General features: G+C 62.5%; 24 protein-coding genes. 8 read left to right on the top strand and 16 right to left on the bottom strand.

Features of this window, described 5'->3' with window-relative positions; translation table 11 throughout:
• The first annotated feature begins 47 nt into the window (after nucleotides 1-47).
• The 5 genes from gatC to M0D66_RS19390 all read left to right on the top strand — a co-directional run bounded on the left by gatC (nucleotide 48) and on the right by M0D66_RS19390 (nucleotide 5,154).
• Nucleotides 48-347 (top strand): Asp-tRNA(Asn)/Glu-tRNA(Gln) amidotransferase subunit GatC, encoded by a 300-nt coding sequence (gatC, locus tag M0D66_RS19410; protein WP_093634635.1) that lies wholly within the window; start codon nucleotides 48-50, stop codon nucleotides 345-347.
• Nucleotides 348-390: 43 nt separating this feature from the next.
• Complete coding sequence (gene gatA, locus M0D66_RS19405) at nucleotides 391-1,878, top strand: Asp-tRNA(Asn)/Glu-tRNA(Gln) amidotransferase subunit GatA (protein WP_211703199.1); 1,488 nt, start codon at nucleotides 391-393, stop codon at nucleotides 1,876-1,878.
• 5 nt (nucleotides 1,879-1,883) lie between these two features.
• On the top strand, nucleotides 1,884-3,359 hold the full coding sequence (gene gatB / locus M0D66_RS19400; protein WP_266211179.1) for an Asp-tRNA(Asn)/Glu-tRNA(Gln) amidotransferase subunit GatB: 1,476 nt from the start codon (nucleotides 1,884-1,886) through the stop codon (nucleotides 3,357-3,359).
• 121 nt (nucleotides 3,360-3,480) lie between these two features.
• Nucleotides 3,481-4,320, top strand: coding sequence for a PPK2 family polyphosphate kinase (locus M0D66_RS19395; RefSeq protein ID WP_266211178.1), 840 nt, complete (start codon nucleotides 3,481-3,483; stop codon nucleotides 4,318-4,320).
• A 54-nt stretch (nucleotides 4,321-4,374) separates the two neighbouring features.
• Nucleotides 4,375-5,154: an exodeoxyribonuclease III gene (locus tag M0D66_RS19390; RefSeq protein WP_054037130.1), complete on the top strand. Its 780-nt coding sequence runs from the start codon at nucleotides 4,375-4,377 to the stop codon at nucleotides 5,152-5,154.
• A gap of 60 nt (nucleotides 5,155-5,214) precedes the next feature.
• Here the strand turns inward: M0D66_RS19390 and M0D66_RS19385 are convergent, their stop codons facing one another.
• The 7 genes from M0D66_RS19385 to argB form a co-directional block, all read right to left on the bottom strand.
• Nucleotides 5,215-6,462, bottom strand: a complete 1,248-nt coding sequence (locus M0D66_RS19385) for a M48 family metallopeptidase (protein ID WP_266211177.1) — start codon at nucleotides 6,460-6,462, stop codon at nucleotides 5,215-5,217.
• Between the two features lie 50 nt (nucleotides 6,463-6,512).
• The gene (locus M0D66_RS19380; protein ID WP_266211176.1) at nucleotides 6,513-7,907 is read right to left on the bottom strand and encodes an AmpG family muropeptide MFS transporter; all 1,395 of its coding nucleotides are present in this window, start codon (nucleotides 7,905-7,907) and stop codon (nucleotides 6,513-6,515) included.
• 14 nt (nucleotides 7,908-7,921) lie between these two features.
• Entirely contained in the window at nucleotides 7,922-8,530 is a 609-nt protein-coding gene (metW, locus tag M0D66_RS19375; RefSeq protein WP_054037137.1) for a methionine biosynthesis protein MetW, read from the bottom strand.
• Complete coding sequence (locus M0D66_RS19370) at nucleotides 8,527-9,672, bottom strand: homoserine O-acetyltransferase (protein ID WP_266211175.1); 1,146 nt, start codon at nucleotides 9,670-9,672, stop codon at nucleotides 8,527-8,529. The genes metW and M0D66_RS19370 overlap by 4 nt, the downstream gene beginning before the upstream one ends.
• Nucleotides 9,673-9,973: 301 nt before the next feature.
• A complete protein-coding gene (slmA, locus tag M0D66_RS19365) occupies nucleotides 9,974-10,669 on the bottom strand; it encodes a nucleoid occlusion factor SlmA (protein ID WP_266211174.1) in 696 nt (231 codons plus the stop codon).
• A gap of 17 nt (nucleotides 10,670-10,686) precedes the next feature.
• Nucleotides 10,687-11,439, bottom strand: coding sequence for a pyrimidine 5'-nucleotidase (locus M0D66_RS19360; protein WP_054037146.1), 753 nt, complete (start codon nucleotides 11,437-11,439; stop codon nucleotides 10,687-10,689).
• Nucleotides 11,440-11,648: 209 nt separating this feature from the next.
• Complete coding sequence (gene argB / locus M0D66_RS19355; RefSeq protein ID WP_054037147.1) at nucleotides 11,649-12,548, bottom strand: acetylglutamate kinase; 900 nt, start codon at nucleotides 12,546-12,548, stop codon at nucleotides 11,649-11,651.
• A gap of 265 nt (nucleotides 12,549-12,813) precedes the next feature.
• Here argB and M0D66_RS19350 point away from each other — a divergent pair, with 265 nt between their 5' ends.
• A complete protein-coding gene (locus tag M0D66_RS19350; protein WP_093634644.1) occupies nucleotides 12,814-13,035 on the top strand; it encodes a cysteine-rich CWC family protein in 222 nt (73 codons plus the stop codon).
• A gap of 43 nt (nucleotides 13,036-13,078) precedes the next feature.
• Here M0D66_RS19350 and M0D66_RS19345 read toward each other — a convergent pair whose 3' ends face one another.
• Nucleotides 13,079-14,716, bottom strand: coding sequence for a tetratricopeptide repeat protein (locus M0D66_RS19345; RefSeq protein WP_266211173.1), 1,638 nt, complete (start codon nucleotides 14,714-14,716; stop codon nucleotides 13,079-13,081).
• Nucleotides 14,717-14,844: 128 nt separating this feature from the next.
• Between M0D66_RS19345 and M0D66_RS19340 the strand changes: the two genes are divergently transcribed.
• Both M0D66_RS19340 and M0D66_RS19335 read left to right on the top strand, forming a co-directional pair.
• Nucleotides 14,845-16,155, top strand: coding sequence for an ATP-binding protein (locus tag M0D66_RS19340; RefSeq protein ID WP_266211172.1), 1,311 nt, complete (start codon nucleotides 14,845-14,847; stop codon nucleotides 16,153-16,155).
• Entirely contained in the window at nucleotides 16,152-16,694 is a 543-nt protein-coding gene (locus tag M0D66_RS19335) for a response regulator transcription factor (protein WP_028197735.1), read from the top strand. Before M0D66_RS19340 ends, M0D66_RS19335 begins: the two co-directional genes overlap by 4 nt.
• Nucleotides 16,695-16,850: 156 nt before the next feature.
• Here M0D66_RS19335 and hslU read toward each other — a convergent pair whose 3' ends face one another.
• The 8 genes from hslU to dapF all read right to left on the bottom strand — a co-directional run bounded on the left by hslU (nucleotide 16,851) and on the right by dapF (nucleotide 25,500).
• Nucleotides 16,851-18,197, bottom strand: a complete 1,347-nt coding sequence (gene hslU / locus M0D66_RS19330; RefSeq protein ID WP_093634648.1) for an ATP-dependent protease ATPase subunit HslU — start codon at nucleotides 18,195-18,197, stop codon at nucleotides 16,851-16,853.
• 9 nt (nucleotides 18,198-18,206) lie between these two features.
• Complete coding sequence (hslV, locus tag M0D66_RS19325; RefSeq protein ID WP_028197737.1) at nucleotides 18,207-18,743, bottom strand: ATP-dependent protease subunit HslV; 537 nt, start codon at nucleotides 18,741-18,743, stop codon at nucleotides 18,207-18,209.
• 316 nt (nucleotides 18,744-19,059) lie between these two features.
• On the bottom strand, nucleotides 19,060-19,479 hold the full coding sequence (gene dksA, locus M0D66_RS19320) for an RNA polymerase-binding protein DksA (RefSeq protein ID WP_054037155.1): 420 nt from the start codon (nucleotides 19,477-19,479) through the stop codon (nucleotides 19,060-19,062).
• 671 nt (nucleotides 19,480-20,150) lie between these two features.
• Nucleotides 20,151-21,248 carry a GTP-binding protein gene (locus M0D66_RS19315; RefSeq protein ID WP_093634649.1) on the bottom strand — a complete coding sequence of 366 codons (1,098 nt, stop codon included), beginning with the start codon at nucleotides 21,246-21,248 and terminating at the stop codon, nucleotides 20,151-20,153.
• A 202-nt stretch (nucleotides 21,249-21,450) separates the two neighbouring features.
• Nucleotides 21,451-22,653: a class I SAM-dependent rRNA methyltransferase gene (locus M0D66_RS19310; protein ID WP_093634650.1), complete on the bottom strand. Its 1,203-nt coding sequence runs from the start codon at nucleotides 22,651-22,653 to the stop codon at nucleotides 21,451-21,453.
• Between the two features lie 99 nt (nucleotides 22,654-22,752).
• Nucleotides 22,753-23,676, bottom strand: coding sequence for a tyrosine recombinase XerC (xerC, locus tag M0D66_RS19305; RefSeq protein ID WP_093634651.1), 924 nt, complete (start codon nucleotides 23,674-23,676; stop codon nucleotides 22,753-22,755).
• 45 nt (nucleotides 23,677-23,721) lie between these two features.
• On the bottom strand, nucleotides 23,722-24,441 hold the full coding sequence (locus M0D66_RS19300; RefSeq protein WP_266211171.1) for a DUF484 family protein: 720 nt from the start codon (nucleotides 24,439-24,441) through the stop codon (nucleotides 23,722-23,724).
• A 198-nt stretch (nucleotides 24,442-24,639) separates the two neighbouring features.
• Nucleotides 24,640-25,500, bottom strand: coding sequence for a diaminopimelate epimerase (dapF, locus tag M0D66_RS19295; protein WP_266211170.1), 861 nt, complete (start codon nucleotides 25,498-25,500; stop codon nucleotides 24,640-24,642).
• Nucleotides 25,501-25,529: the final 29 nt, after the last annotated feature.

Raw genomic sequence — 25,529 nt, 5'->3', positions numbered from 1 at the left:
TCGTTTTTCCCGCGCTGCGGCGGTCCACCACATTTTCCGGTGACTGCATGGCTCTGACCCTGACCGATGTTAAACGCATCGCGCACCTCGCGCGGCTCGAACTGGCTGACGCCGAAGCTGAGCACACGCTTACCCAGCTCAACGATTTCTTCGGCTTAGTCGAGCAAATGCAGGCGGTCGATACCACCGGCATCGCCCCGCTTGCCCATCCGATCGAGCAGATCGAAGACGTCGCGCTGCGTCTGCGCAACGACGCGGTGACCGAAACGGTCGACCGTGAAGCCTTCCAGCGCCCGGCGCCGGCCGTTCAGGACGGCCTGTACCTCGTGCCGAAGGTGATCGAGTAAGTGATCGACCAAGACTCGCGAATCAAGCCCAGGATAAAACGCAATGCATGAAAAAAGCTTGACCGAACTGCGCGCCGCACTGGCAGCCAAGGAATGCTCCGCAGTCGAGCTGGCGCAGCTCTATCTGAAGCGGATCGACGCGGCCAACAGCCTGAACGCCTTCATTCAGGTCGACGCCGACCTGACGCTCGCGCAGGCGAAAGCGGCCGACGCGCTGCTTCACACCGGCCACGCCGGCCCGCTGGTCGGCCTGCCGATCGCGCATAAAGACGTGTTCGTCACCAAGGGCTGGCGCTCCACGGCCGGCTCGAAGATGCTGTCGAACTACGAAAGCCCGTTCGACGCCACCGTGGTCGCGCGGCTGCAGCACGCCGGCATGGTGTGCGTGGGCAAAACCAATATGGACGAGTTCGCGATGGGCTCGTCCAACGAGAATTCGTACTTTGGCCCCGTGCAGAATCCGTGGGATCGTCTGGCTGTGCCGGGCGGCTCATCCGGCGGTTCGGCTGCTGCAGTGGCGGCGCGTCTCGCGCCCGCTGCCACCGGCACGGATACCGGCGGCTCGATTCGTCAGCCGGCGTCGTTCTCCGGCATCACCGGTATCAAACCGACGTATGGCCGCGTGTCGCGTTACGGGATGATCGCGTTCGCATCGTCGCTGGATCAAGGCGGTCCGTTGGCCCAAACAGCCGCGGATTGCGCCACGCTGCTCAATGCCATGGCCGGTTTCGACGAGCGCGATTCGACCAGCCTCACGCGCGAAGACGAAGACTTCACGCGCTACATCGGCAAAACGTGGAAGGAAGACGGCGCGGACAAACCGCTCGCCGGCCTGCGCATCGGCCTGCCGAAAGAGTATTTCGGCGCAGGCCTTGCCGATGACGTGCGCGCTTCGATCGACGCAGCATTGAAGCAATACGAAGCGTTGGGCGCCACGCTGGTGGAAGTCTCGCTGCCGAAAACCGAGCTGTCGATCCCGGTGTACTACGTGATCGCACCGGCGGAAGCCTCGTCGAACCTGTCGCGTTTCGACGGCGTGCGCTTCGGCCATCGCGCCGCGGAATACCGCGATCTGCTCGACATGTACAAGAAGTCGCGTGCCGAAGGCTTCGGTCCGGAAGTGAAGCGCCGTATTCTGGTGGGCGCCTATGTGCTGTCGCACGGTTATTACGACGCGTACTACCTGCAGGCGCAAAAGATCCGCCGCATCATCGCGCAGGACTTCCAGGAAGCGTTCAAGCAGTGTGACGTGATCATGGGCCCGGTGGCGCCCTCGGTGGCGTGGGACCTCGGCGCGAAGGGCGACGATCCGGTGCAGATGTATCTGGCCGACATCTACACGCTGTCGGTGAGCCTCGCCGGTCTGCCGGGTATGAGCGTGCCGTGCGGCTTCGGCGCGGGCGCGAATGCGCAGCGCCCGGTGGGTCTGCAGATCATCGGCAACTATTTCAATGAAGCCCGGATGCTGCAAGTGGCCGACGCGTTCCAGCGCGCGACCGACTGGCATCGCAAAGCACCGGCAGGAGTGTGAGCACCATGGCCAAGCAATGGGAAGTCGTGATCGGTCTGGAGACCCACGCGCAACTGTCGACCCAATCGAAGATTTTCTCGGGCACTGCCACGCAATTCGGCGCTGCACCGAACACGCAGGCCAGCCCCGTTGATCTGGCATTGCCGGGCACGCTGCCGGTGATGAACCGCGGCGCCGTGGAACGTGCGATTCAGTTCGGCCTTGCGATTGGCTCGACGATCGCGCCGCGCAGCATCTTCGCGCGCAAGAATTACTTTTACCCCGATCTGCCGAAGGGCTATCAGATCAGCCAGTACGAAATCCCCGTCGTGCAGGGCGGCCAGGTGACGATTCAGGTTCCGTCTAACGAAAAGGCGGGTAAGGAAGCGTACGAGAAGGTCGTCAACCTGACGCGCGCTCACCTCGAAGAAGACGCGGGCAAGTCGTTGCACGAAGACTTCGCGGGCATGACCGGCATCGACCTGAATCGCGCCGGCACGCCGCTGCTCGAAATCGTCACCGAGCCGGAAATGCGCAGCGCGGCCGAAGCGGTCGCGTATGCCAAGACGCTGCATACGCTGGTCACATGGCTCGGCATCTGCGACGGCAACATGCAGGAAGGCTCGTTCCGTTGCGACGCGAACGTGTCGGTGCGTCCGGTCGGTCAGGCTGAATTCGGCACGCGTGCCGAGATCAAGAACCTGAACTCGTTCCGCTTCCTCGAAGAAGCGATCCAGTACGAAGTGCGTCGTCAGATCGAATTGATCGAAGACGGCGGCACGGTGGTGCAGGAAACGCGTCTGTACGATCCGGACAAGCGCGAAACGCGGTCGATGCGCAGCAAGGAAGACGCGCACGATTACCGCTATTTCCCCGATCCTGATCTGATGCCGCTCGTGATCGACGCGGCGTGGGTCGAGCGCGTGAAGGGTGAAATGCCGGAACTGCCGGTCGCGATTCAACAGCGCTTCGTCACGCAATACGGCCTGACGCCGTACGACGCGAACGTGCTGACGTCGAGCAAGGCCATGGCTGCCTACTACGAAGCGGTCGTCCTCAAGGTCGGTCCGTCGAACGCGAAGGTCGCGGCCAACTGGCTGATGGGCGAGGTGTCGTCGCAACTGAATCGCGAAGGCCTGGACATCGCTGACAGCCCGGTTTCGTCCGCACAACTTTCGTTGTTGCTGCAGCGTATCGCCGACGGCACGATCTCGAACAAGATCGCCAAGGAAATTTTCCTCGCGATCTGGGAAGAGAAAGCCACGGACGAAGCCGCTGCCGATCGCATCATCGAAGCGAAGGGTTTGAAGCAGATTTCGGACACGGGCGCACTGGAAGCGATCATCGACGAAGTGCTCGCCGCGAACCCGAAGTCGGTTGAGGAATTCCGCGCGGGCAAGGAAAAGGCGTTCAACGCACTGATCGGTCAGGCGATGAAAGCGACCAAGGGCAAAGCCAATCCGGCGCAGGTGAACGAACTGCTGAAGAAGAAGCTGTCCTGAGTTGAAGTCATGTGACCGGCGCGAGTGCGCCGGTCATCGCGGGCTGTTGCCGGAAACGAAAGTGGGGCAACGGCCCGTTTCATTTTGCGGGCAATGTTTTAACGCAGATCACGGAGTGTGAATGGCGAAGCAACCCGAACTCGACGATTTCCGCGTGCCGTATTTCGACGACGGCAAGAAGAGCAGCAAATTCTCACTCGACGCTTTCGACCCGTCCGCGAAGCCTTTTTCGAGCGGTTCGAAAGATGCTGACCGGGCGCGCTTGTCGGAGATCGGCGCGATCCTCGACACGAAGCAGGAGTGCCTGCACGCGCAGCAGAAACGCCGGGTATTGCTGGTGTTGCAAGGCATGGACACGAGCGGCAAAGACGGCACGATCCGTGCGGTGTTTCATGAGGTCGACCCGCTTGGTTTGCGCATCGTGCCGTTCAAGGCGCCTACGCCTGTGGAGCTGGCGCACGATTTTCTCTGGCGCGTGCATGCGCAGGCGCCCGCTGCCGGTGAGTTGACCATCTTCAACCGCAGCCACTACGAAGATCTGCTGGTGCCGACCGTGCTCGGCAATCTGGATGCCGAAGCATTTGAACAGCGCTGTGGCCACATTCGCCAGTTCGAAAAGCTGCTGGCCGACAGCGGTACGGCCATCGTCAAGTGCATGCTGCATATTTCGAAAGACGAGCAGCGCGAGCGTCTGCAGGCTCGCATCGACGATCCGAACAAACACTGGAAATTCGACGTCGCCGATCTCGAAGCCCGCAAGCAGTGGGACCAATATCAGGCGGCGTACCGCGATATGCTGGCCGTGACGTCGACCGACTACGCACCGTGGTACGTGGTCCCGGCCGATTCGAAAACCCATCGCAATGTAATGGTCGCCGAGTTGTTGCTACGTACGTTCGAAGCGTTAAAGCTCGAATATCCGCCTGCCAAAGAATCGCTGAAGGGCGTCAAGGTCGAATGACCCTGCGCCTTCGGTCGTGTGCTCCAGAAACGAATTGAACATAAGGGAAACGACATGTTGCGTGTGATTACCGCTAACCTGAACGGCATCCGCTCAGCGGCAAAGAAGGGTTTTTTCGACTGGTTCGGCGAACAGAAAGCCGACGTGGTGTGTGTGCAGGAAATCAAATGCTCACAGGACGATCTGACGCCGGAGTTTATGTCGCCGCACGGTTTCACCGGCTATTTCCAGCATGCGGTGAAGAAGGGGTATAGCGGCGCGGGCGTGTACACGCGCCACGAGCCGGATGAAGTGGTGATCGGCTTCGGCAGCGAAGAGTTCGATCCGGAAGGGCGCTATGTCGAACTGCGCTTCGGCAAACTTTCAGTGATTTCGGTGTATGTGCCGTCGGGGTCGAGCGGTGAAGATCGCCAGCAGGCCAAGTTCCGCTTCATGGACGAGTTCATGCCGCATCTCGCGGAACTGGCCAAGGAGCGCGAAGTGATCGTGTGCGGCGACGTGAACATCGTCCACAAAGAGATCGACATCAAGAACTGGAAGAGCAACCAGAAGAATTCAGGGTGCCTGCCGGAAGAGCGCGAGTGGCTCACCAAGCTGTTTGACGAAGTGGGTTACGTCGACGTATTTCGCACGCTCGATCAGCGACCCGAGCAATACACGTGGTGGAGCAATCGCGGTCAGGCGTACGCGAAGAACGTAGGGTGGCGGATCGATTACCAGATTGCGACGCAGGGCATCGCCGGCAAGGCGAAACGCACCGACGTGTTCCGCGATATCAAGTTCAGCGACCATGCGCCGCTGACGGTCGATTACGACCACAAGGTCAAGAAGTAAGCACGGCTAGCCCGAGCCGCAAGGAACCGTGCAAGCCGCAAGCGCCGCGGCTTGCGCGCCTCACTCGCTACTGATGGGTTTGCGGCGCGGGCGGCCCATGCCGGCATAGTCCGGTAGCGCATCGACGGTCTTGCCGATTGCCTTTGCATAGAGCGGCAACATATCCGGCAAACGCTTGATGATGTCCTGACGCCGCGCCGGCGTGTACGGGTGCACGTAGATATAGCCCTGATCGCGATTGCTGCGCGTCGCCGTGGCCAGCTTGTCCCACAGCGTGACGGCCGCGCGCGGATCGAAGCCGGCGCGAGAGGCGATATCGCTGCCGATCACGTCGGCCTCGGTTTCGTCGGTGCCCTCGTACTTCATCTCGAGCAAGCGCGAACCGATGCCGAGCGGCGCTGCGCCCAGATCGGCGAGCCCGAAGAGCTGCGGGATCGTGCCGGACGAGTCGAGCTGGCTCGACTGCAGTTCGCCGAGCCGCTCACGTGCATGTTCGCGCAGTGCATGTGCGATCTCGTGACCGATCAGCATGCCGAGTTCGTTGTCGTTCAGATGCGTGCGGTCGAGCAGGCCGCTATACACCACGATCTTGCCGCCCGGCAGGCAGTACATTCGGATGTCGGGCGAGCGCACCACCGCTACATCCCACTTCCAGCCCTTGGCCCGCTCGTTCCACTTTAGCGAGTAGGGAATCATCTTGTCGACGATCGACCGCACCCGCGTGACGTGGGCGTCGGTGTCGCCGTACAGGCGGTTTGCGTGCTCTGCGCCGTACGTGATCTGATTGAACTCTTCGGCCGCTTGCGCCTCGAGCATTGGCGATGGGATCAGGTTGCGGAACACGAGGTAGCCGCCGTAGCGCAATTGCGTATTCGGCGCACTGTAGGTCGGCGGCGTGGGACTGTTGGCGGCTGCGGGCGTCGATGTCGCGGCAGGCGCTTTTGCGGCCGCAGCCGGGCTCGAAGTGGCGGCCGGCGTTTTAGCCGTTACGGGTGCCGGTGGCGGTTGCGTTGAAGCAGGCGGCGTGGCGGCCGCAGGTGCGCTGCCGGCGTTCGTGGCGCTGGTCGCGCCGGTCGCCGCCGATGTCGCGTTTTCGGGGCTTGAGGTGTTCGGTGCCGATTTTGCCGTCGGTGCCGGCGTTGGTGCTGCTGCCGGAGCCGGCGTGGTGGTGGCCGCCGCTGCTGCACTGGAGCCGGCCGCAGGCATCGCGGTCGCGTAGGCGCTCAACGGCGCCGCCAACACCAGGCTCGCGCAACCGAGCGCCAACACCGCACGCCGAACTGCGCGTCCGGCCTTGAGCGAAGACATCCCGGAGGCATCCGAAACCGGGCGCGCCCCGCGCTTTGACTGGCGCATCGTCACGACCGGGTTCTCCAGGGCGCGATGCGCAGCAGAAGCAGCATGCCGGGCAGCCCCAGCGCGGTACACACGATGAAATAGTCGAACCAGCCGATCTTTGCGACCACATAGCCGCTTGCCGCCGATGCCAACGTGCGCGGCACCGAAGCCAGGCTCGTGAAGAGCGCGAACTGCGTGGCGGTGTAACGCGGATCGGTGGTGCTGGCGATGTAAGCGGTAAAGGCCGCCATCGTCAGACCGGTCGCGAAGGTTTCGAGGCCATAGACCAGCGCCAGCGCGACCGAGCGTGGATCGAGCTGCACGGTCCAGTCGACGCCGACTAGCGCGAGCAGCTTTGAGGTGCCCTCGCTCAACCAGACGGCGATGTCGTAAATCACGGTCAAACCGGGCGATGCCGGGCCGAGATGCGCCAGCCATGCAAAGCCGAGCGTCGATACCATCTGCAGGACGCCGAAGATCCAGAGTCCGCGGCCGATGCCGACCTTCATCAGCCAGATCCCGCCGACGATCCCGCCCGCCAGACTCGCGCCAAACGCGGTGGTCTTGGCGATCACGCCAATCTGCGTGCGCGAAAAACCGATGTCGAGAAAGAACGACGTGGACAGCGTAGTCGCCATCGTGTCGCCGAGCTTGTAGAGGAAGATGAAGCCGAGCACGAACAGCGCGCCGCGCCAGCCGTCGCGTTGAATAAATTCACTGAACGGCTGCACGATCGCTTCGCGCAGATTCTTCGGCGGCGTGCCGTGCACCTGGGGCTCGCGCACCACCAGCGTCATGATCATGCCGGGCAGCATGAAGGCGGCGGTGACGATGAAAACGGTGGTCCACGGCAAATGGTCTGACAGAATCAGCGCCAGCGAACCCGGCACCAGCGCCGCGATCTTGTAGGCATTTACATGCACCGCATTGCCGAGACCCTGCTGCGTGTCGCTCAGCAACTCACGCCGGTAGGCGTCGATCACAATGTCCTGGCTCGCGCCGAACAAGGCGACCAGCGCCGTCAAAGCCGCTACCGTCCAGATCGAATCCTTCGGTGACACGAAACCGAGCGTGCCAATCGCGCCCGCCACCAGAATCTGCGTGACCAGCATCCAGCCGCGCCGTCTGCCCGGACGCCAGCCCGGAAAACGCGGCACGTAGCGGTCCATCAGCGGCGCCCAGATGAATTTCCAGGTGTACGGGAACTGAATCAGCGCAAAAAGGCCGATTTCCTTCAGATTGACACCTTCGGAGCGTAGCCACGCCTGCACCAGATAGACGAGCGTGAACAGCGGCAGTCCCGACGTAAAGCCGAGAAAGACGCAGATCAGCATGCGCGTATTCAGGAACGCGCGCCAGCCGGGATGTTCTTCGTGAGCGGTAAGTGCAGGCGCCTCGTGCGGCGGGTTCGACATGTGGATAAGTGGCGTTAGCTTTTCTTGACGCGATAGACCGCAAGACTACCACGCCAGTTCACGCCCCATCGCACCACCTGGCCTTCGTGAAGCACCACACGGTCGAGGATTTCGATGCCGACTTCCGGCGCCAGCGCCTCGAAATCCTTGATTGTCAGCACCCGCACGTTCGGCGTGTTGTGCCACTGGAAAGGTAGCGACTTCGACACCGGCATGCGGCCTTGCAGCACGGACAGCCGATGCGCCCAGTAGCCGAAATTCGGGAACGACACGATGCATTCCTTGCCCACCCGCACCGTCTCGCGCAGGATCGCGGCGGTCTGATGAATGGTTTGCAGCGTCTGCGACAGAACCGCAAAGTCGAAGCTGCCGTCTTCGAATAGGCGCAGGCCGTCTTCCAGATTCTGCTGGATTACGTTGACGCCGTTCTGCGTCGACGCCAGCACGCCGGCGTCGTTGATTTCAATGCCGTAGCCCTGCACGTCCAACTCCTCGGTCAGGAGCGACAGTAGCGAGCCGTCGCCGCAACCGAGATCGAGCACGGTGGCGCGCGGTTCGACCCAACGGGCGATCGCGCGGAAGTCCGGGCGCAGCGCCAGGTAATCGAGTGCTCGCTGGTTCATGCGTTCACCTCGTTCGCAATACGTTCGTAATAGGCGCGCATCAGGTTGTGATAACGCGCGTCGTCGAGCAGGAAGGCGTCGTGGCCATGAGGCGCGTCGATTTCCGCGTAGGTCACGGTGCGCTTATGGTCGAGCAGCGCCTTCACCAGTTCGCGCGAGCGGGCCGGCGCGAAACGCCAGTCGGTCGAGAAACTGGCGATCAGGTATTTCGCCGTGGTGTGGGCGACGGCGGCGGTCAGATCGCCGTCGAAGGCCTTGGCCGGATCGAAATAGTCGAGCGCGCGGGTGATCAGCAGGTACGTGTTCGCGTCGAAGTAGTCGGCGAATTTGTCGCCCTGATAGCGCAGATACGACTCCACCTCGAATTCCACGTCGAAGTTGAAGTTGTACGCGTCCACCGCGCCTTCCGCGCGGCGCAACGACCGGCCGAATTTCTCGGCCATGTCGTCGTCCGACAGATAGGTGATGTGCCCGATCATGCGCGCGACGCGTAAGCCGCGTTTCGGCTTCACGTTGTGCGCGTAGTAGTTGCCGCCGTGAAAATCCGGGTCCGACAGGATCGCCGAACGCGCCACCTCGTTGAACGCGATGTTCTGCGCGGAGAGCTTCGGCGTGGACGCGACCACGATGCAGTGACCCACGCGCTCCGGATACATCATGCTCCACGCGAGCGCCTGCATGCCGCCGAGGCTGCCGCCCATCACCGCCGCGAAACGCGTGATGCCGAACTCGTCGGCGACGCGCGCCTGCGCGTTCACCCAGTCTTCAACCGTGACGACAGGAAAGGCCGCGCCATACGGTTTGCCGGTCGCCGGATCGATGCTCATCGGCCCGGTCGAGCCGAAGCACGAACCCAGGTTGTTCACGCCGATCACGAAGAACCGGTTGGTGTCGAGCGGCTTGCCTGGGCCGACCATGTTGTCCCACCAGCCGATGTCCTTCGGATCGTCGGCGTAGACGCCCGCCACGTGGTGCGAGGCGTTGAGCGCGTGGCACACCAGCACGGCATTGCTGCGCGCGGCGTTGAGCGTGCCGTAGGTTTCGACCATCAGGTCGTAACCGGCCAGCGAGCTGCCGTTCTGCAGCAGCAGCGGCTCGGTGAAATGCATTTTTTGGGGAGCGACGATACCGATCGATTCCATTCATTCCGCCATTTAACAAATACAGGGCGGCTAGATTGGCGTCGGCGAAGCACGTAGGAGAAGCGGTGTGCGCGGCTGACGACCTCTTTAGCCGCATTTATAGTGAACCGCGGGATCGTATATTCCCGCTGGTTCGCGCGCCCGCAATCGAGTCAGCAAATCGGCGCGTGATAGGTGTTCAGGGTGCTCCGGACAGCGGTCTCAGGTAATTCGGCGAGCCGCAGTCAGGCGCAAAGTATAGCGGAAAATTTCATGCGGCAGCGTCGCGGACGCTACCGCGCCACTGCGCCTGCCGCGCGGACTACTGAAGAATCAGCAGCAGTTGCGCGTCGGCGTGTTCGGCGGGCGGCCGCGCGAAGCCGCTGCGTACATACCGATGCCAGCGGCCGATGATGTAGCTCAGCAGCAGGCTCGCGCGGATCGCAGGATCGTAGCCGGCGGGCAGCGGGGCGGCGGTCTGCGCGTTGGCGTTTGTGTTTTCGCCCGCGCTTGCGTTTGCTTCCGTCTGAGCCAGCCGCAAACACTGCTTCAACGACGCCTCGACTCGCTCCAGCATCTGATTGACCCGCTCGGTCAGCCGTTCGTGCTCGCCGACCAGCGCCTCGCAGGTCAGCACGCGCGTCATGCCGGGATTCTTCGCGGGGAAGTTGAGCAGCATCAGCGCAATCGCGCGGGCTTGCAGCACGCCATTGCTTTCCTTGTCGGCGATCTGGTTGATCAGGCCGAAGATGGTCTGCTCGATGAACTCGATGAGTCCTTCGAACATTTGCGCCTTGCTGGCGAAATGGCGGTACAGCGCCGCTTCCGAGACGCCGAGCCGGGCGGCGAGCGCCGCCGTGGTGATCTTTTCGCTCTTCGGCGCCTCCAGCATCGCGGCAAGCGTCTGCAGGATATGCACGCGGCGCTCGCCCGGCTTCAGGCGCGGCGCGCGCGGGGCGCCCGACGGGGCGGGTTCGTGTTCGGCTACGGCTTCGTCCGGCTTGTCGATCGGCTGCATGGCTGTCGCCCCGTCTGCTATCTCTTCAAACGAACCGAGCGGTTGCCCAGTCGTAGCGATTTTAACGAACGAATGCATCGGTCGACATAGTGCGGCCGACCGGTGCCCGGCAGACGCGTCGGCACGCCGTCCGCGTGCGGTTTGCGCGGCAGATGGCCGGTAATCCACACGGTGCGGATGCCGAGCCGCCGGTAGTTCTTCAGATGCGAGCGCGTGTCTTCCACGAGGATCACGTCTTTGAGCGAAACGTGCGCGTCGCGCATCGCCTTGCGCAGCATCGAATGATCGGGTTTGGCGCGCCAGCTGCGGCGATCGCGCATATGTTCGATCGCAATCACCTGCTCGAACAGACGCTCGATGCGCAACTTTTGAAGTACCGCGCGCGCGTAGGTCTCGGGCGCGTTGGTCAGCACGATCTTGCGGCCGGGCAGCGAGGCGACGAGGCGCGCAACGCCGCGTTCGTGACGGATCATCGAGCCGAGATCGGAGAACGTGTGAACGACTTTCAGAAAGTCGTTCGGGTCGAGTGGATGGTGGCGTGCCAGGCCGAGCAGCGTTGCGCCGTAGCGTTGCGTGTAGCCGGTGCGCAGACGGTTGGCTTCGTCGATGTCGACTCCCAGCGAGTCGATGATGTACTGCGTCATGCCCTGATTGATCGCCGGAAAGATCGCGTGCGAGGCGTGATGCAGCGTGTTGTCGAGATCGAACAGCCAGACCGGACTGCCGCCTGCAATGTGCGGACGACGGCGTCGGGAAGTGGGGGTGCGCATGATGGAGGACGCCGTTCAGGCGTGGGCAGTCGCTTCACGCAGCGAACGCGGATGACGCTTCGCGATGCGGAAGGCGATAAAAGAAGGGGGAGTGCTTTTGCGCCAGAGGGTGGCGCGTGGTGCGCCGCTGGGCGCAGCGGCAGAGCAACTGCACGGCCCACATGACACGCCTCGCTGGCGTACCGTGTGGGCCGGGTTTGAGGCAGGAATCAATGCGAGCGGATCATCGTGCCGAACGGCTGTTCGGTGAGAATTTCCAGCAGCACCGAGTGCTCGATGCGGCCGTCGATGATGTGTACCGAACGCACGCCGCTCTTCGCAGCATCCAGCGCCGACGAGATTTTCGGCAGCATGCCGCCGGAGATCGTGCCGTCTGCGAACAGGCCGTCGATTTCGCGCGCCGACAGATCGGTCAGCAGATTGCCTTCCTTATCCATCACGCCCGGGATGTTGGTCATGATCACGAGCTTTTCGGCGTTTAGCACAACCGCCAGTTTGCCCGCGACCAGATCCGCGTTGATGTTGTACGACAGACCGTCTTCGCCGAAGCCGATGGGCGAGATCACCGGAATGAAGGCGTCGTCCTGCAGCGCTTTCACAACCGCGGGATTGATCGCCTCGACTTCGCCCACCTGGCCGATATCCAGGTATTGGCCAGGATTGTCGCGATCCGGCATCTGCATCTTGCGCGCGTGGATCAGGCCGCCGTCTTTACCCGTCAGACCGACCGCGTGGCCGCCGAAATGGTTGATCAGCGTGACGATGTCCTGCTGCACTTCGCCGCCGAGCACCCATTCGACGACTTCCATCGTCTCTTCGTCGGTGACGCGCATGCCCTGAATGAATGTGCCCTGCTTGCCGATTTTCTTCAGCGCCTGGTCGATTTGCGGACCGCCGCCGTGCACGATGACCGGATTGATACCGACCAGTTTCAGCAGAATGACGTCGCGCGCGAAGCCTTGCTTGAGCCGCTCCTCGGTCATGGCGTTGCCGCCGTATTTGATGACCACGGTCTTACCGTGATACTGGCGAATGTAAGGCAGCGCCTCGGCCAGGATTTCAGCCTTCAGGGTGGGCGCGATCTGCGAAAGGTCAGGGATCTCGGACATGGCGGCAGGCTCAGGCACGGAACAGTTAAAACAGGGCGAATTGTACAGGACTGGCGCGCTGCAACAGGGTTTTCGATAGCGGCGCCGGTGACGGGCGGCACCGGCTTTGCGCACTGCGCAACGAGCGGGCCGAAGCGGCGGGTGACAATGAAGCTTAGCGCCGTTCAGAGCTGCCTGTGAATTGGCCGAATGGCCGGCTCACGGCGGCGCGCCAGTCGTGGCATCATTTCCTGATCCAGGCTGAAGCGAGGTCATCCGGCCCCTCATGAAACCGTCAGCTTCCCGCTCTGCAAGCGCGCTTTGCCCGCGCTGCGGCCATGCATTCGATTGCGCCATGCATGGGGTGCCATTCGACTGCTGGTGCCGTGAGATGCCGGCTCTGCCAGCAGACCGGCTCGATCCGTCTGGCCGCTGTTTGTGTCCTGAATGTCTTGCGGCGGAGATTGCGCGAGCCGTGCAACCGGGGCCGGGAGCCGGGTCACTTTGAACGCGGCGCGGCCTTGGTGGCCGCGTTGCCGGTCAATGGCGGCCTATGCCGCGTGGTGCCGGGTTGCAAGTGCACTCAGATCACGTGCAACAGCCGCCAGCGCCGGATCCCATTGGCCGAACTGCGGCTGCCGGTACAGCGTCGCGCTTGGATACCAAGGGCTGTCGGGTCGGTCGAGCAGCCAGACCCAATGCGGATTGACGTCGAGCAGCACCCATGTACGCTGGCCGAGTGCGCCGCTCAGGTGCGCCACGGATGTGCAAACCGTAATGACGAGATCGAGCGCGCTGACAAATGCCGCCGTGTCGTCGAAGGTGGTGAATTCGGCGGTGAGGTCCGACATTGACAGGCCCGCTGCCCGGGCCGCCGCGACATCCGCCCCGGCGCCCGGTTGCAGCGAATAGAACGCCACGTTTTGCATGCCGCCGAAGTGTTTTGCATAGCGCTCCCAACCTGCCCGTCGGAATGGGTTGCGCTGATGGCCAAGGCTGCCGGTCCATGCCAACCCGACTTTGAGCCTTGTTTCGCCGGCAAGCCTCTGTCGCCACGACGCACGCGCTGCAGCGTCCGCACACAAATATGGAGTCGCAGCGGGGATCGTCTCCTCGCGCGTGTCGAATATCAAAGGCAGACTGAGCAACGGGATTTCGTAGTCGAACGGCGGCAAAGATTCGACGCCACCGCCAACTGAGAAATCGTCCACATGATCGCCGAGGCTGCGCGCGAGCAATGCCCCCATCTGCGGAAATGAATTCCAGACGAGACGGCCGCCCTCGCGATGAACACGCTCGGCCAGCAGCGGGATATAGCGGCTGAACTGCAAGACATCGCCCATGCCCTGTTCGCCCCAGACCAGCAGTGTTTTGCCGGCCAGCGGTTCGCCGCGCCAGGTCGGAGCCGGCATCGCGGGGCGGTTGCCGCCCAATTCCAACGAGCCGTCCCAGCGCGCTTCGTGGGCTTCCCAGCCGTGCGTGTAATCGCCGCGCATGAGTTGCAGCATGCCGAGATTGGAGCGCATGCTCGCGTCGTTGGGTGCGAATGTACAGGCCGTTCTTTCGGCGCGCTCCGCTTCGTCCCAGCGTTGCGCTTCACGTAGCGCCAGCGCATAGTTGTTATGCGCAAGCGGGCTATTCGGCGCGCATTGAACGGCTCTTGCGCCGGCTTCGAGCGCGCGTGGCAGATTCAAATTGGCGCGGCTCGCCTGAGTGAGATTGGTCCAGGCGTCGGCGTGGCTGGGATCCTGATGAACGGCACTTTCCAGCAGGGCGATTTGCTCGTTCAGGTCACCACCAGTGAACGCGAGGGCGCCAGCGAGATTGTTGCGTAACTGCGGCAATGTCGGTTCGATGGCGAGTGCGCGACGATATGGCGCGATTGCCTCACTATGCCGATTTGCCATCTGCAGTGCGTAGCCGAAGCGGAAGTGCGCAAGCGCCCGATGCGGATCGAGTTGAGCAATAATGGCGGCGAGTTCGAGCGCGTCGTCGTGACGATGTTTTTCGAGCAAATTGATGACGAGCGAATCGATGGACTCGTCGTCGAGCGGATGGCGTTGTGCAGCGGCATCGAGCCATCTGGCCTCTGCTTCCGCAGTGCCGTTTTGCCGGGCTGCGGCGGCATGTCGCAGGAAAGTCAGGAAAGCTGAAGAGGCAGCGGTTTCGCTATCAGAGATTGGCAGCATGGTTGAGTTTGGATGGCGCGAGAACCGATGTTGGACAACCGGTTCGCGCAACGTTGTCGCAAAATTCCATGTTACCGGCGCAAGGCGGTGAGGTAAGTCAGACCGGTCCGAACAGTTAAACTAAAGTCATGCATCGTATAACTAACACCGGCCGCGTCAACCTCGGCCATCTGTTCTGGTTGCGCAGCCTCGCCATCATCGGCCAACTGGTGACGATTGCGTTTGTGCAGACCTTCTTCGGCGTGCACCTGCCGTTGCCCGCGATGTTGCTCGTGATCGCTCTTGAAGTGATCTTCAACGCGCTGACATGGTGGCGGGTCTCGCAGCAGCGGCCCGAGTCCAATCTCGAACTGTTCGGCCAGATCTGGGTCGATCTCGGCGCGTTGTCGGCGCTGCTGTTCCTCTCCGGTGGCACCACCAATCCATTCGTTTCGCTGTACCTGCCATCGCTCGCCATTGCTGCCGCTGTGTTGCCATGGCATCTGATGGCGTGGCTCGCCGCGTTCGCCGTGGCCTGCTACGCCGTGCTCGGTTTTGATTCCGTCCCGCTCAATCTCGACAACCCCGCGAACCTGTTCGACTATTTTCGCGCCGGCATGTGGGTAAACTTCATGGTCAGCGTTGGCCTGATTGCGTGGTTCGTCGCGCGTATGTCACGCGCTCTGCGACTACGTGACGCAGCGCTCGGAGAGGCGCAGCAGCGCTTGCTTCACGATGAACGCGCCGTCGCGCTCGGCGTCCAGGCCGCCACTGTCGCGCACGAAATCGGCACGCCGCTGTCTACAATTGCGATGTTGTCCGAAGAGTTACGCGATGCCGCGCGAACCGACAAGGGGCTCGCGCCATACAGTGCCGATCTGGAGCTGCTCGAACAGCAAATGGCGCTTTGTACTTCGGCGCTTGCACGGCTGCGCAGTCGTGCATCGACCGCGACTAACCGGCAAACGGTCAGCGAATGGCTCGAGTCGTTTGGAGAACAATGGCGCTTGCGTCACCCGCATGTGAAGTTCGAACGGATCGGCGTGCCGCCTGCGGACGTTAGTCTTGACGATACGGTTGCCGTCAGTCAGATTCTCACGATTCTGCTCGACAACGCCGCGCGTGCGAGTCGCGATCACGTCATGCTATCGTGCACGCTCACCGCTCGCGGCGACCAGATCGCATTCGAGGTATGCGATGCGGGCCCTGGCATTCCCGCCGCGTTGCGCGGGTCGCTCGGCGCGATGCCGGTCGACAGCACGCAGGGTGGGCACGGCGTGGGCCTGTATCTGGCGTTTTCAGCGGCGGCACGTCTGAAGGGATCGATCGAGCTGGCCGATGTCAGCGAGATCAAGCCGCGTGGCACGCGCGCAGTGTTGAGACTGCCGCTTGCGGCGCGCAAATTATCAGGTGCGGGCCGTCAAGGCACTACGCCATCCAACACGGAGAAGCAGGCATGAGCGATATGAATTTTCTGGTGATCGACGACGATGAGGTGTTCTCCGGCATCCTCGCGCGCGGTTTGACGCGGCGCGGTTATACGGTGGCCGAAGCGCACAACGCGGATGAAGCGATCAAGTTGGCGAACCAGCAGAAGTTCAGCCAGATCACGGTTGACCTGCATCTCGGCAACGATTCCGGTCTCACGCTCGTTGCTCCCTTGCGTGATTTGCAGCCTGACGCGCGCATGCTGGTGTTGACCGGTTACGCCAGCATTGCCACGGCGGTACAGGCGGTGAAAGACGGTGCCGATAACTACCTGGCGAAGCCCGCGAACGTGGAGACGATCTTGTCGGCGCTGCAAAGCGAAGCGAGCGCGCTGCAAGCTGAAGAGGCGATTGAGCATCCCACGCCGTTGTCGGTTGCGCGCCTGGAGTGGGAGCATATTCAACGCGTGCTCGCGGAGCACGGCGGCAATATTTCGGCTACTGCGCGCGCGTTGAACATGCATCGTCGAACGCTGCAGCGGAAGTTGGCGAAGCGGCCGGTGAAGCAGTAAGCGCTGGGACCTGCCCGCACTCGCGGGCCGGAAAGCAAAACGGGCTGTCTTTCACGAGACAGCCCGTTTTTTTACGCCTCACACGTGATCGACTGCATGCAAGGCGCGCGGCTTTAATGCGGCGTCAGTGTCGACGCCAGCATCAACATATCAACATCACAGCACGTAGCGCGACAGATCCTCATCTTCCGCCACTTCGTTCAGCGCGCGATCGACATACGCCGCATCGATCTGCACCGTCTTGCCCGAGTGATTGCCTGCTGCGAACGAGACATCTTCGAGCAGTTTTTCAATCACCGTGTACAGACGGCGCGCGCCGATGTTTTCAGTCTTCTCGTTGACCGAGTACGCGATTTCGGCCATACGGCGAATGCCGTCGTCGGCGAATTCGAGGTGCACGTCTTCGGTGGCCAGCAATGCCTGGTATTGCTTCACGAGACTCGCGTCGGTCGAAACCAGGATCGATTCGAAATCGCCCACCGACAGCGAATCCAGTTCGACCCGAATCGGGAAGCGGCCTTGCAGTTCCGGAATCAGATCGCTCGGCTTGGACAGATGAAACGCGCCGCTTGCGATGAACAGAATGTGGTCGGTCTTCACCATGCCGTACTTGGTGTTGATCGTGGTGCCTTCGACGAGCGGCAGCAGATCGCGCTGCACGCCCTGACGCGACACTTCGCCGCCGCCAGCTTCATTGCGCGACGCGATCTTGTCGATTTCGTCGAGGAACACGATACCGTTCTGCTCGACGTTCTGCACCGCCTTGGCTTTCACCTCTTCGTCGTTGAGCATCTTGCCGGCTTCTTCGTCGGTGAGGACCTTCAGCGCTTCCTTCACCTTCAGCTTGCGGCGCGTTTTCTTGCCGCCGCCGATGTTCGCGAACATCGAACGGATCTGCTCGGTCATGTCTTCCATGCCCGGCGGCCCCATGATGTCCATACCCACTTGCGGCTGTTCGACGTCGAGTTCGATTTCCTTGTCGTCGAGCAGGCCTTCGCGCAGGCGCTTGCGGAAGGTCTGGCGCGTGGTGCTGCCTTCGTCGGCAGTATCCGCGGCGCTTGAGCTCGCACCGAAACCAACGGGGCGTGCGCTCGGCAGCAGGATGTCGAGAATGCGATCTTCAGCTTGATCTTCAGCCTTGGTCCGCACTTTGCGCATTTCCGTTTCGCGCGTCTGCTTGACCGAGATTTCGATCAGATCGCGCACGATGCTGTCGACGTCGCGGCCCACGTAACCGACTTCGGTGAACTTGGTGGCTTCGATCTTGATGAACGGTGCATCGGCCAGTTTCGCCAGACGCCGCGCGATTTCGGTTTTGCCGACGCCGGTCGGTCCAATCATCAGAATGTTTTTTGGCGTGATTTCCTGACGCAGCGGATCTTCAACCTGCTGGCGGCGCCAGCGGTTGCGCAGCGCCACGGCAACCGCTTTCTTCGCGCGGCCTTGGCCGATGATGTGTTTGTCGAGTTCCGAGACGATCTCGGCAGGGGTCATGGTGCTCATCGTGGGTCCTTACTCGATCGTCTCGATGACGCGGTTATGGTTCGTATAGATGCACATGTCGCCGGCAATCTCCAGCGACTTCTCCACGATCTCGCGCGGCGACAGCTCGGTGTTGTCAACGAGCGCTTTCGCGGCGGCTTGCGCGTAAGCGCCGCCCGAACCGATCGCGCAGATGCCGCCTTCCGGATCGAGCACGTCGCCGTTACCGGTAATCACGAGGGTAGTGGTGGCGTCCGCCGCGATCAGCATGGCTTCGAGGCGACGCAGCATGCGGTCGGTGCGCCAGTCTTTGGCGAGTTCGACGGCGGCGCGGGTCAGATTGCCCTGATGTTTTTCCAGCTTCGCTTCGAAGCGGTCGAGCAGCGAGAAGGCGTCGGCCGTGCCGCCGGCGAAGCCGACCATCACCTTGCCGTTATAGATGCGCCGGACTTTCTTCGCACCGCCTTTCATGACGATGTTGCCCAGTGTCACCTGGCCGTCGCCGCCAAGCGCGACCTTGTCGCCGCGGCGCACGGAAACGATCGTTGTGCCGTGAAATTGCTCCATATGCGTTCCTCTTTGCAAAACGGGTAGGACACGGCAGCACAATGTAATGCACCACCGCGTGAATCCTGAAAGCGGACGGCGCGCAACGCTGAAACGATCAACCGGCCGGCGCGCGCTCGTGCAACGCATGTCCGGCTTATTTTAGGGCGTGCGCGGTCATATCAAGAGCCGGCAAACGGCATAAGACAAAAACACGGGATTCGGAGCGGAGGACTGTGCGCAGGGGCACACAAAAGAAAAAAGGCGCACAGATCACCGTGCGCCTCTCGACGAAGCAGCTTAAAAGGGCGCGGAGCCGAAGCCGCGCCGTTGGCGTTCAGTCGCCGAACAGCTTCTGGCGCAGTTCGCGGCGTTCCTGCGCTTCGAGCGACAGGGTTGCCGTGGGCCGTGCGAGCAGACGCGGAACACCAATCGGCTCGCCGGTTTCTTCGCACCAGCCGTAATCACCCGAATCGATGCGTGCGATCGATTGCTGCACCTTCTTCAGCAGCTTGCGCTCGCGGTCGCGCGTGCGCAGTTCCAGCGCATGCTCTTCTTCGATCGTTGCACGGTCGGCCGGGTCCGGCACGATTACTGTTTCGCGCAGGTTCTCGGTCGTCTGGCCGGCATTGCGGAGAATGTCCGCCTGCAGCTGTTCGAGCTTGTTCTTGAAGAAAGCGAGCTGATCCTCATTCATGTAATCCTTGTCGCTCATCTTCAGGATTTCGGCTTCAGTCAAGAGTCGTTTCGTCGTCATCTGGCTTGCTTCTTCAATGTGAGGCAAAACTCTTACATAGTGCCCGCACTTTCGTATTGCCCGCAAAGGCGCCACGAGGACGCTGAGCGCTGGGCGGGCACGGACGATGGGCTGTCGGTGACGCCGAAGCGCCTTGCGCCCACGCGCCGGGCGTCGCTACGCCAATGCGGGGCCGAACTCCTCTGGAAACCGTTTCTCAAATGCTCCTGAGGCATTGCTTGCCGGCAGCGAGCATTGTCTGCTGTGCCAGCCGGCATTGTCGGCGTGAGTTCCGGATAAGATTTTCCGGCGCCGTTTTAGCCCGGCGCGGGATACGCGCTGACCGGGCAATTCGTTGTCATTCTCCAGTGGGCACGTATTGTAACTGAATCACAATCCGGCACCGCAACTGGTGGAAATACCCCGGCGGCGCACTGATATCCCGAAAATATAACGCGCGCACGGTCAAAAAGCGATGGTCGTGCACGCTTTAATACAGCAGGGTTTTCACGTGCTTTTCACACGGCCGACATTTCAGCAGGCTTTCGGGGCGCTCCTCCGCACCGTATTCTGCAGACGATTACCGCGGTGCCCGCCGGACATGCGCCCGTGATAAGCGCGCTCCAGCATGCCGCGTGCCGCGCCATTTGCCCGGCACGGCACGAGCCGGCATTTGCGACGACTTGTGGCGCTTAGGCCAGGCAGGCGTCCAGACCGTCGGTGATCAGGTCTTGCGGCAGCTCGATGCCGATGAACACCATCTTGTTGGTCTTCTTCTCGATCGGCTGCCATTTCGCGGCCAGATCGCTGCCCATCATCTGGTGCACGCCCTGGAACACCACCTTGCGGTCGACGCCCTTCATATACAGCACGCCCTTGTAGCGCAGCAGGCGTTCGCCGTAGATCTGCAGGATGCCGCCGAGGAAGTCCTCGAGCTTGTTCGGATCGAACGGACGGTCGCTGCGGTAGACGAACGATTTGATCTTGTCGTCGTGGTGCGCGTGATGGTGATGCGCGTGGTCGTGGCCTTCGTGGTCGCACTTGCCGTGGTCGTGATCGCAGTTTTCGTGATCGTCGTGATCGGCATGGGTGTGGCCGTGCTCGTCGTGCGCGTGAGCGTGGCTGTGCGCATGTTCGTCTTCAGCGAGGAAGTCCGGGTCGATTTCGAGCTTCGAATTGAGGTTGAAGCCGCGCAGGTCGAAGATTTCCTTGATGTCCGCTTCGCCGAAATTGACGACCTTGATTGCCGCCCGCGGGTTCATGTGCAGCAGGCGATGGCGCAGATCGTCCAGATGCTTTTCGTCGACCAGGTCGGACTTGGTGATGAACAGGCGATCGGCGAAACCGACCTGGCGCTGCACCACTTCATGCTCGTCCAGTTGGTGGTTCGCGTGCTTCGCGTCGACCAGCGTGATGATCGCGTCGAGCAGGAATTCGTTGGCGATCTGGTCGTCCATGAAGAACGTCTGCGCGACCGGGCCCGGATTGGCGAGGCCGGTGGTTTCGATCACGACGCGGTCGAAATCCAGTTCGCCGGACTGCTTCTTCGCCGCCAGATCGCCCAGCACGCGCGACAGGTCGCCACGGATCGTGCAGCAGATGCAGCCGTTGCTCATCTGGATGATCTGCTCGCTCGTGTCCTGCACGAGGATTTCGTTGTCGATGTTCTCTTCGCCGAACTCGTTCTCGATCACGGCGATCTTCATACCGTGCTTTTCGTTCAGGATGCGCTTGAGCAGGGTGGTTTTGCCGCTGCCGAGAAAGCCGGTCAGGATGGTGACTGGGATCATGTTGGTCGCCTGTATGTACGTGAATCTGTGCGGAATCGAATGTGCAGCGAATGCGTCTGCGAATCCGGTTTGCCGGGCGCGGCAGCCTGACGGCGCGCGACCCGATCTAGCCGGATATTGAAACATATCTGTCAAGCCGGCGCTGGCAGCGGGGGCGAACCCCTCCGCGGCACGCGGGAAATAGCCCTGAAGCTATGGGCGATCAGGCAATTTGCAACAGCAGGCCTTTCAGATATTCGCCTTCCGGGAAGGCGGTGAGCAGCGGATGGTCAACCCCGGCGCCAAGGCGCTTGAGAATCCGCGCGTCGACACGCGCATCTGCCGCCGCGCCGGACACGATCTTCTGGAACAGTTCGGAGTCGATTGCGCCGGAGCAGGAGTAGGTGAACAGCAGGCCGCCCGGGCGCAGCAGCTTCAGGCCGGTCAGGTTGATGTCCTTATAGGCGCGCGAGGCGCGGTCCACGTGTTCACGCGACGGCGCGAATTTCGGCGGATCGAGCACGATCAGGTCGAAGCGTTCGCCTTCGTCGTACAGACGGCGCAGAGTTTTGAACGCGTCGGCGTCGAGCCAGGTGGCGCGTTCGGCGTCGAAACCGTTGGCGTCCACGTTCTGCTGTGCGATCGCGAGCGCGTCGCCCGACGAATCGATCGACACTACGCGCTTTGCCCCGCCTTTCAATGCCGCCAGCGAAAAGCCGCCGGTGTAGCAGAAGCAATTCAATACGTCGCGATCTTTCGCCAGCTGCTGCACCAGCAAGCGGTTGTCGCGCTGGTCGACGTAGAAGCCGGTTTTGTGGCCGTTGCGCACGTCGACGTGATAGCGCACGCCGTTTTCGCTCGCGATCAGCGCTTCCGACGGCGCCTCGCCCGCCAGTACGCCGGTGATCTGCTCGAGCCCTTCTTTCTGGCGAATCGACACGTCCGAGCGCTCGTAGACGTTCGGGCAGCCGGTCGCGTCGGTCAGCGCCGCGACGATCGCTTCCTTCCATGCTTCGACGCCCGTCGCCATGAACTGGCACACCAGCTGGCTGCGCTGGCCCGCGTCCTCAGCGACGTAGTGATCGACGATCAGGCCAGGCAGGCCGTCCGCTTCGCCGAAGATCAGCCGCACCGCGCCGGTGTTGTGCACCATCGTTTGACGATGCGCGAGCGCGCGCTGCACGCGGCGCTTGAAGAACGCATGATCGATCGGCTCCATTTCGTCGAAGCTCCACACGCGGGCGCGAATCTGCGAATGCGGGCTGTAGGCCGCGCGGGCGAGGAAGCGGCCGTCGTGCGCGCGCACCAGCACGGTCGCGCCGGGCGCGGGATTGCCGTCGACGCGATCGATCACGTTGGCGTAGACCCACGGATGGCGGCGCAGCAGCGATTTTTCTTTCGACGGTTTGAGCGTAACGGTATTCATCTGGGTGTCAGCAGGAGCAGTAGGCCGCGTGGACAAAGAGGCACACGGCAGGTGAAGCGAAGGCGGAGACCGCAACCCGCAAAAAAGCAAAGAGCGGAATCAGTCGCGTTTTTTGGCGCGCGGATGCGCCTGATCGTAGACGTGCGCGAGATGCTGGAAATCGAGCGCGGTGTAGACCTGCGTGGCGGTGATACTGGCGTGCCCGAGCAGTTCCTGCACGGCCCGCAGATCGCCGCTCGATTGCAGCACGTGCGTGGCGAACGAATGCCGCAGCACGTGCGGATGCACATTGGCGGGAATGCCGGCGACCAGCGCCGCGCGCTTCACGCGATCACGCACGACATTCGGCGACAGACGGTTGCCGCGCGCCGACAGAAACAGCGGATGTGGATCGTGTTTCACCATCTGATCACGCACCGCGAGCCACGCGTTCAGGGCGTCGAGCGCCTTGCTGCCGACTGGCACGATGCGGCGCCGGTTGCCCTTGCCGAGTACTTCGACTTCGGCGGAATCGAGCTTGAGCCAGCCCGCGGAGCGGTAACCGTCGGCGTCGGCAAAACGGGCGTCGAGGCCGACCAGTTCGGACAAACGCAGGCCCGACGAGTAGAACAGTTCGAGCATCGCGTGGTCGCGCAGGCCTTCGGGCGTCGCGGCGGGCGGGCTTTCCATCAGTCGCGTGGCGTCGTCGACGGAAAGTGCCTTCGGCAGTGATTTGGCCTGCTTCGGCGCCCGCACGGTGGCGACCGGGTTGGCCGGCAAATCGACGCGGCCCGCGAACCAGCGGTAAAACGCTCGCCAGCACGACAGCCGATGGCTGATGGAGCGCGCCGTCAGGCCGCCGGCATGCGCGCGTGAAACCGCGCCGCGAATATCGACAGCGGTGAGGCTTTCGAGCGGCCGGCCTTTGGCCAGCAGCTTGAGCTCTTCGAGTTCGTGGGTGTAGCCGCGCAGCGTGTGCGCCGACAGTCGCCGCTCATGTTCGAGATTCGACAGATAGGCCGCGATCGGATCGGCTTCGGTCACGATGGCCTTTGGCAGGATCGGCGGCTTAGCGGTTTCAGCACGGCTTTAGCGCGGCAGCAGACGGCTCAGCGCCGCGCTCGCCAACGCGCCGATCTGCGTCAGAAAATCGGTCGCCATGCCGTCGTGGAAGCGGCGGGCGTCGGCGGAACCCATCACCAGCAGGCCGAAGGTCGGTGCTTCTTCCTTGCCTTCGGGGTCGCGCAGTGCGAGCAGTGCAATCGACTCGGTGGCATGCGCGGACTCGCCGGCGCCGCCTGCGGCCCCGTCCTCACTCACCGCCGACACTGCCGGCACCAGCCACTGCGCCGCTTCGAAGCCCGTGTTGGCGCCACAGTACGGCGTGGTGAGGCTATTCGCGAAGATTCGCACTTCCTCGCCGACATGGCGCGCGAACTCGGCCTGTGCATACGGCTCGGAAACGTCCCACACGCGCAGCGCGGCTTGCGGCACGTCGAAAATATCGCGCAAGCCGTTGGAGATGGTGCGCGGCAGCGCGTACGGATCGCGCTCGGCCATCACACGGATGGTCCAGCGATTGAATTTCGAGGCAATGCTGTCGTTTTCGTGACCATAGCGCAGCAGCTCGGCCAGACGCCGTTCGAGATGCTTGTTCTTGTCGCGCAGCATTTCCATCTGCCGTTCCTGCAGCGATACCGCGGCTTTGCCGTGCGGGTTCGCAAGCCGGATCGTCGCGAGCATTTCCGCGTGTTCGGCGAAGAATTCGGGGTTGGCGAGCAGATATTCGGCGACTTCGCGATCGTTCATGGTTTCGGCTAAAGGACTACGGGACGACGCCCTCGGGCGGCGCATCGGTCATGAGTTCGGTCAGCCGGTGAAAGCGCTGTTTCGTCCGGCTTTTCATCGGCTGTCGTTGGCTTCTTAGTCGGCCTGTTCGAGGCCGCTTGTCTGGTACTTCCTGGGCCGATCGCTCGGCCGCTGAATCGGGTAGTGCGCTGGCGCGGGTCAGTCGGCCAGTTCGATCTCGCCTTCGAAGACGGTTGTCGCGGGGCCGGCCATCAGCAGCGGCGCGTCTTGCGTGCCGTCCCATGTGATGGTCAACTGGCCGCCGTGCGTGTGCACGCGCACCGGCGCATCCAGCAGTCCTCGCCGAATGCCGGCGGCGACGGCAGCGCACGCGCCCGTACCGCACGCCAGCGTCTCGCCGACGCCGCGTTCGTAGACCCGCAGCTTAACCTCGCTACGTCCAACGATCTGCATGAAGCCCGCGTTCACTCGCTGCGGGAAACGTGCATGCCGCTCGATCACCGGACCTTCGACGAGCACCGGAAAATCTTCGACGTCGTCGACCACTTGCACCGCGTGCGGATTGCCCATCGACACCACTGAAATCCAGCGCGTCACGCCGTTCATGTCGAGCGGCCAGAGCGTGTCCGCTCCCTCGCGGCGGCCTTCGAGGCCTTTGGTGGCGAACGGTACGCGCTCCGGTTCGAACACGGGCGCACCCATGTCGACCAGCACTTCGCCGTTCTCCTGCATGGTCAGCTGGATGGTGCCGTTCTGCACTTGCACGCGCACGCTGCGCTTGTCGGTCAGGCCGTTGTCGCGCACGAACTTGACGAAGCAGCGCGCGCCATTGCCGCAGTGCTCGACCTCGCCGCCGTCGCAATTGAAGATGCGATATCTGAAATCGACACCGCCCACAGTGGGCTTTTCGACGAGCAGCAACTGGTCGGCGCCGACGCCGAAATGCCGGTCCGCGAGCGCGCGCACCTGCGCCGGCGTCAGGTTGACCGGTTGGGTGTAGCCGTCGAGCACGACGAAGTCGTTACCCGCGCCGTGCATTTTGGTGAATTTCAGTTTCATCACGCTATTGTAAGTGACGCGCTCGCAGG

This window comes from Paraburkholderia sp. SECH2, assembly GCF_030464795.1.
Classification (GTDB): Bacteria; Pseudomonadota; Gammaproteobacteria; order Burkholderiales; family Burkholderiaceae; genus Paraburkholderia; species Paraburkholderia aspalathi.
The sequence above is the reverse complement of the archived record's forward strand: the minus strand, read 5'-3'. Positions and strand labels throughout refer to the sequence as shown.

Excerpts from the sequence above, each read along its gene's own strand:
- gatC (WP_093634635.1), top strand. The coding sequence starts at position 48 with ATGGCTCTGACCCTGACCGATGTTAAACGCATCGCGCACCTCGCGCGG.
- gatA (WP_211703199.1), top strand. The coding sequence starts at position 391 with ATGCATGAAAAAAGCTTGACCGAACTGCGCGCCGCACTGGCAGCCAAG.
- gatB (WP_266211179.1), top strand. The coding sequence starts at position 1,884 with ATGGCCAAGCAATGGGAAGTCGTGATCGGTCTGGAGACCCACGCGCAA.
- M0D66_RS19395 (WP_266211178.1), top strand. The coding sequence starts at position 3,481 with ATGGCGAAGCAACCCGAACTCGACGATTTCCGCGTGCCGTATTTCGAC.
- M0D66_RS19390 (WP_054037130.1), top strand. The coding sequence starts at position 4,375 with ATGTTGCGTGTGATTACCGCTAACCTGAACGGCATCCGCTCAGCGGCA.
- M0D66_RS19385 (WP_266211177.1), bottom strand. The coding sequence starts at position 6,462 with ATGTCTTCGCTCAAGGCCGGACGCGCAGTTCGGCGTGCGGTGTTGGCG.
- M0D66_RS19380 (WP_266211176.1), bottom strand. The coding sequence starts at position 7,907 with ATGTCGAACCCGCCGCACGAGGCGCCTGCACTTACCGCTCACGAAGAA.
- metW (WP_054037137.1), bottom strand. The coding sequence starts at position 8,530 with ATGAACCAGCGAGCACTCGATTACCTGGCGCTGCGCCCGGACTTCCGC.
- M0D66_RS19370 (WP_266211175.1), bottom strand. The coding sequence starts at position 9,672 with ATGGAATCGATCGGTATCGTCGCTCCCCAAAAAATGCATTTCACCGAG.
- slmA (WP_266211174.1), bottom strand. The coding sequence starts at position 10,669 with ATGCAGCCGATCGACAAGCCGGACGAAGCCGTAGCCGAACACGAACCC.
- M0D66_RS19360 (WP_054037146.1), bottom strand. The coding sequence starts at position 11,439 with ATGCGCACCCCCACTTCCCGACGCCGTCGTCCGCACATTGCAGGCGGC.
- argB (WP_054037147.1), bottom strand. The coding sequence starts at position 12,548 with ATGTCCGAGATCCCTGACCTTTCGCAGATCGCGCCCACCCTGAAGGCT.
- M0D66_RS19350 (WP_093634644.1), top strand. The coding sequence starts at position 12,814 with ATGAAACCGTCAGCTTCCCGCTCTGCAAGCGCGCTTTGCCCGCGCTGC.
- M0D66_RS19345 (WP_266211173.1), bottom strand. The coding sequence starts at position 14,716 with ATGCTGCCAATCTCTGATAGCGAAACCGCTGCCTCTTCAGCTTTCCTG.
- M0D66_RS19340 (WP_266211172.1), top strand. The coding sequence starts at position 14,845 with ATGCATCGTATAACTAACACCGGCCGCGTCAACCTCGGCCATCTGTTC.
- M0D66_RS19335 (WP_028197735.1), top strand. The coding sequence starts at position 16,152 with ATGAGCGATATGAATTTTCTGGTGATCGACGACGATGAGGTGTTCTCC.
- hslU (WP_093634648.1), bottom strand. The coding sequence starts at position 18,197 with ATGAGCACCATGACCCCTGCCGAGATCGTCTCGGAACTCGACAAACAC.
- hslV (WP_028197737.1), bottom strand. The coding sequence starts at position 18,743 with ATGGAGCAATTTCACGGCACAACGATCGTTTCCGTGCGCCGCGGCGAC.
- dksA (WP_054037155.1), bottom strand. The coding sequence starts at position 19,479 with ATGACGACGAAACGACTCTTGACTGAAGCCGAAATCCTGAAGATGAGC.
- M0D66_RS19315 (WP_093634649.1), bottom strand. The coding sequence starts at position 21,248 with ATGATCCCAGTCACCATCCTGACCGGCTTTCTCGGCAGCGGCAAAACC.
- M0D66_RS19310 (WP_093634650.1), bottom strand. The coding sequence starts at position 22,653 with ATGAATACCGTTACGCTCAAACCGTCGAAAGAAAAATCGCTGCTGCGC.
- M0D66_RS19300 (WP_266211171.1), bottom strand. The coding sequence starts at position 24,441 with ATGAACGATCGCGAAGTCGCCGAATATCTGCTCGCCAACCCCGAATTC.
- dapF (WP_266211170.1), bottom strand. The coding sequence starts at position 25,500 with ATGAAACTGAAATTCACCAAAATGCACGGCGCGGGTAACGACTTCGTC.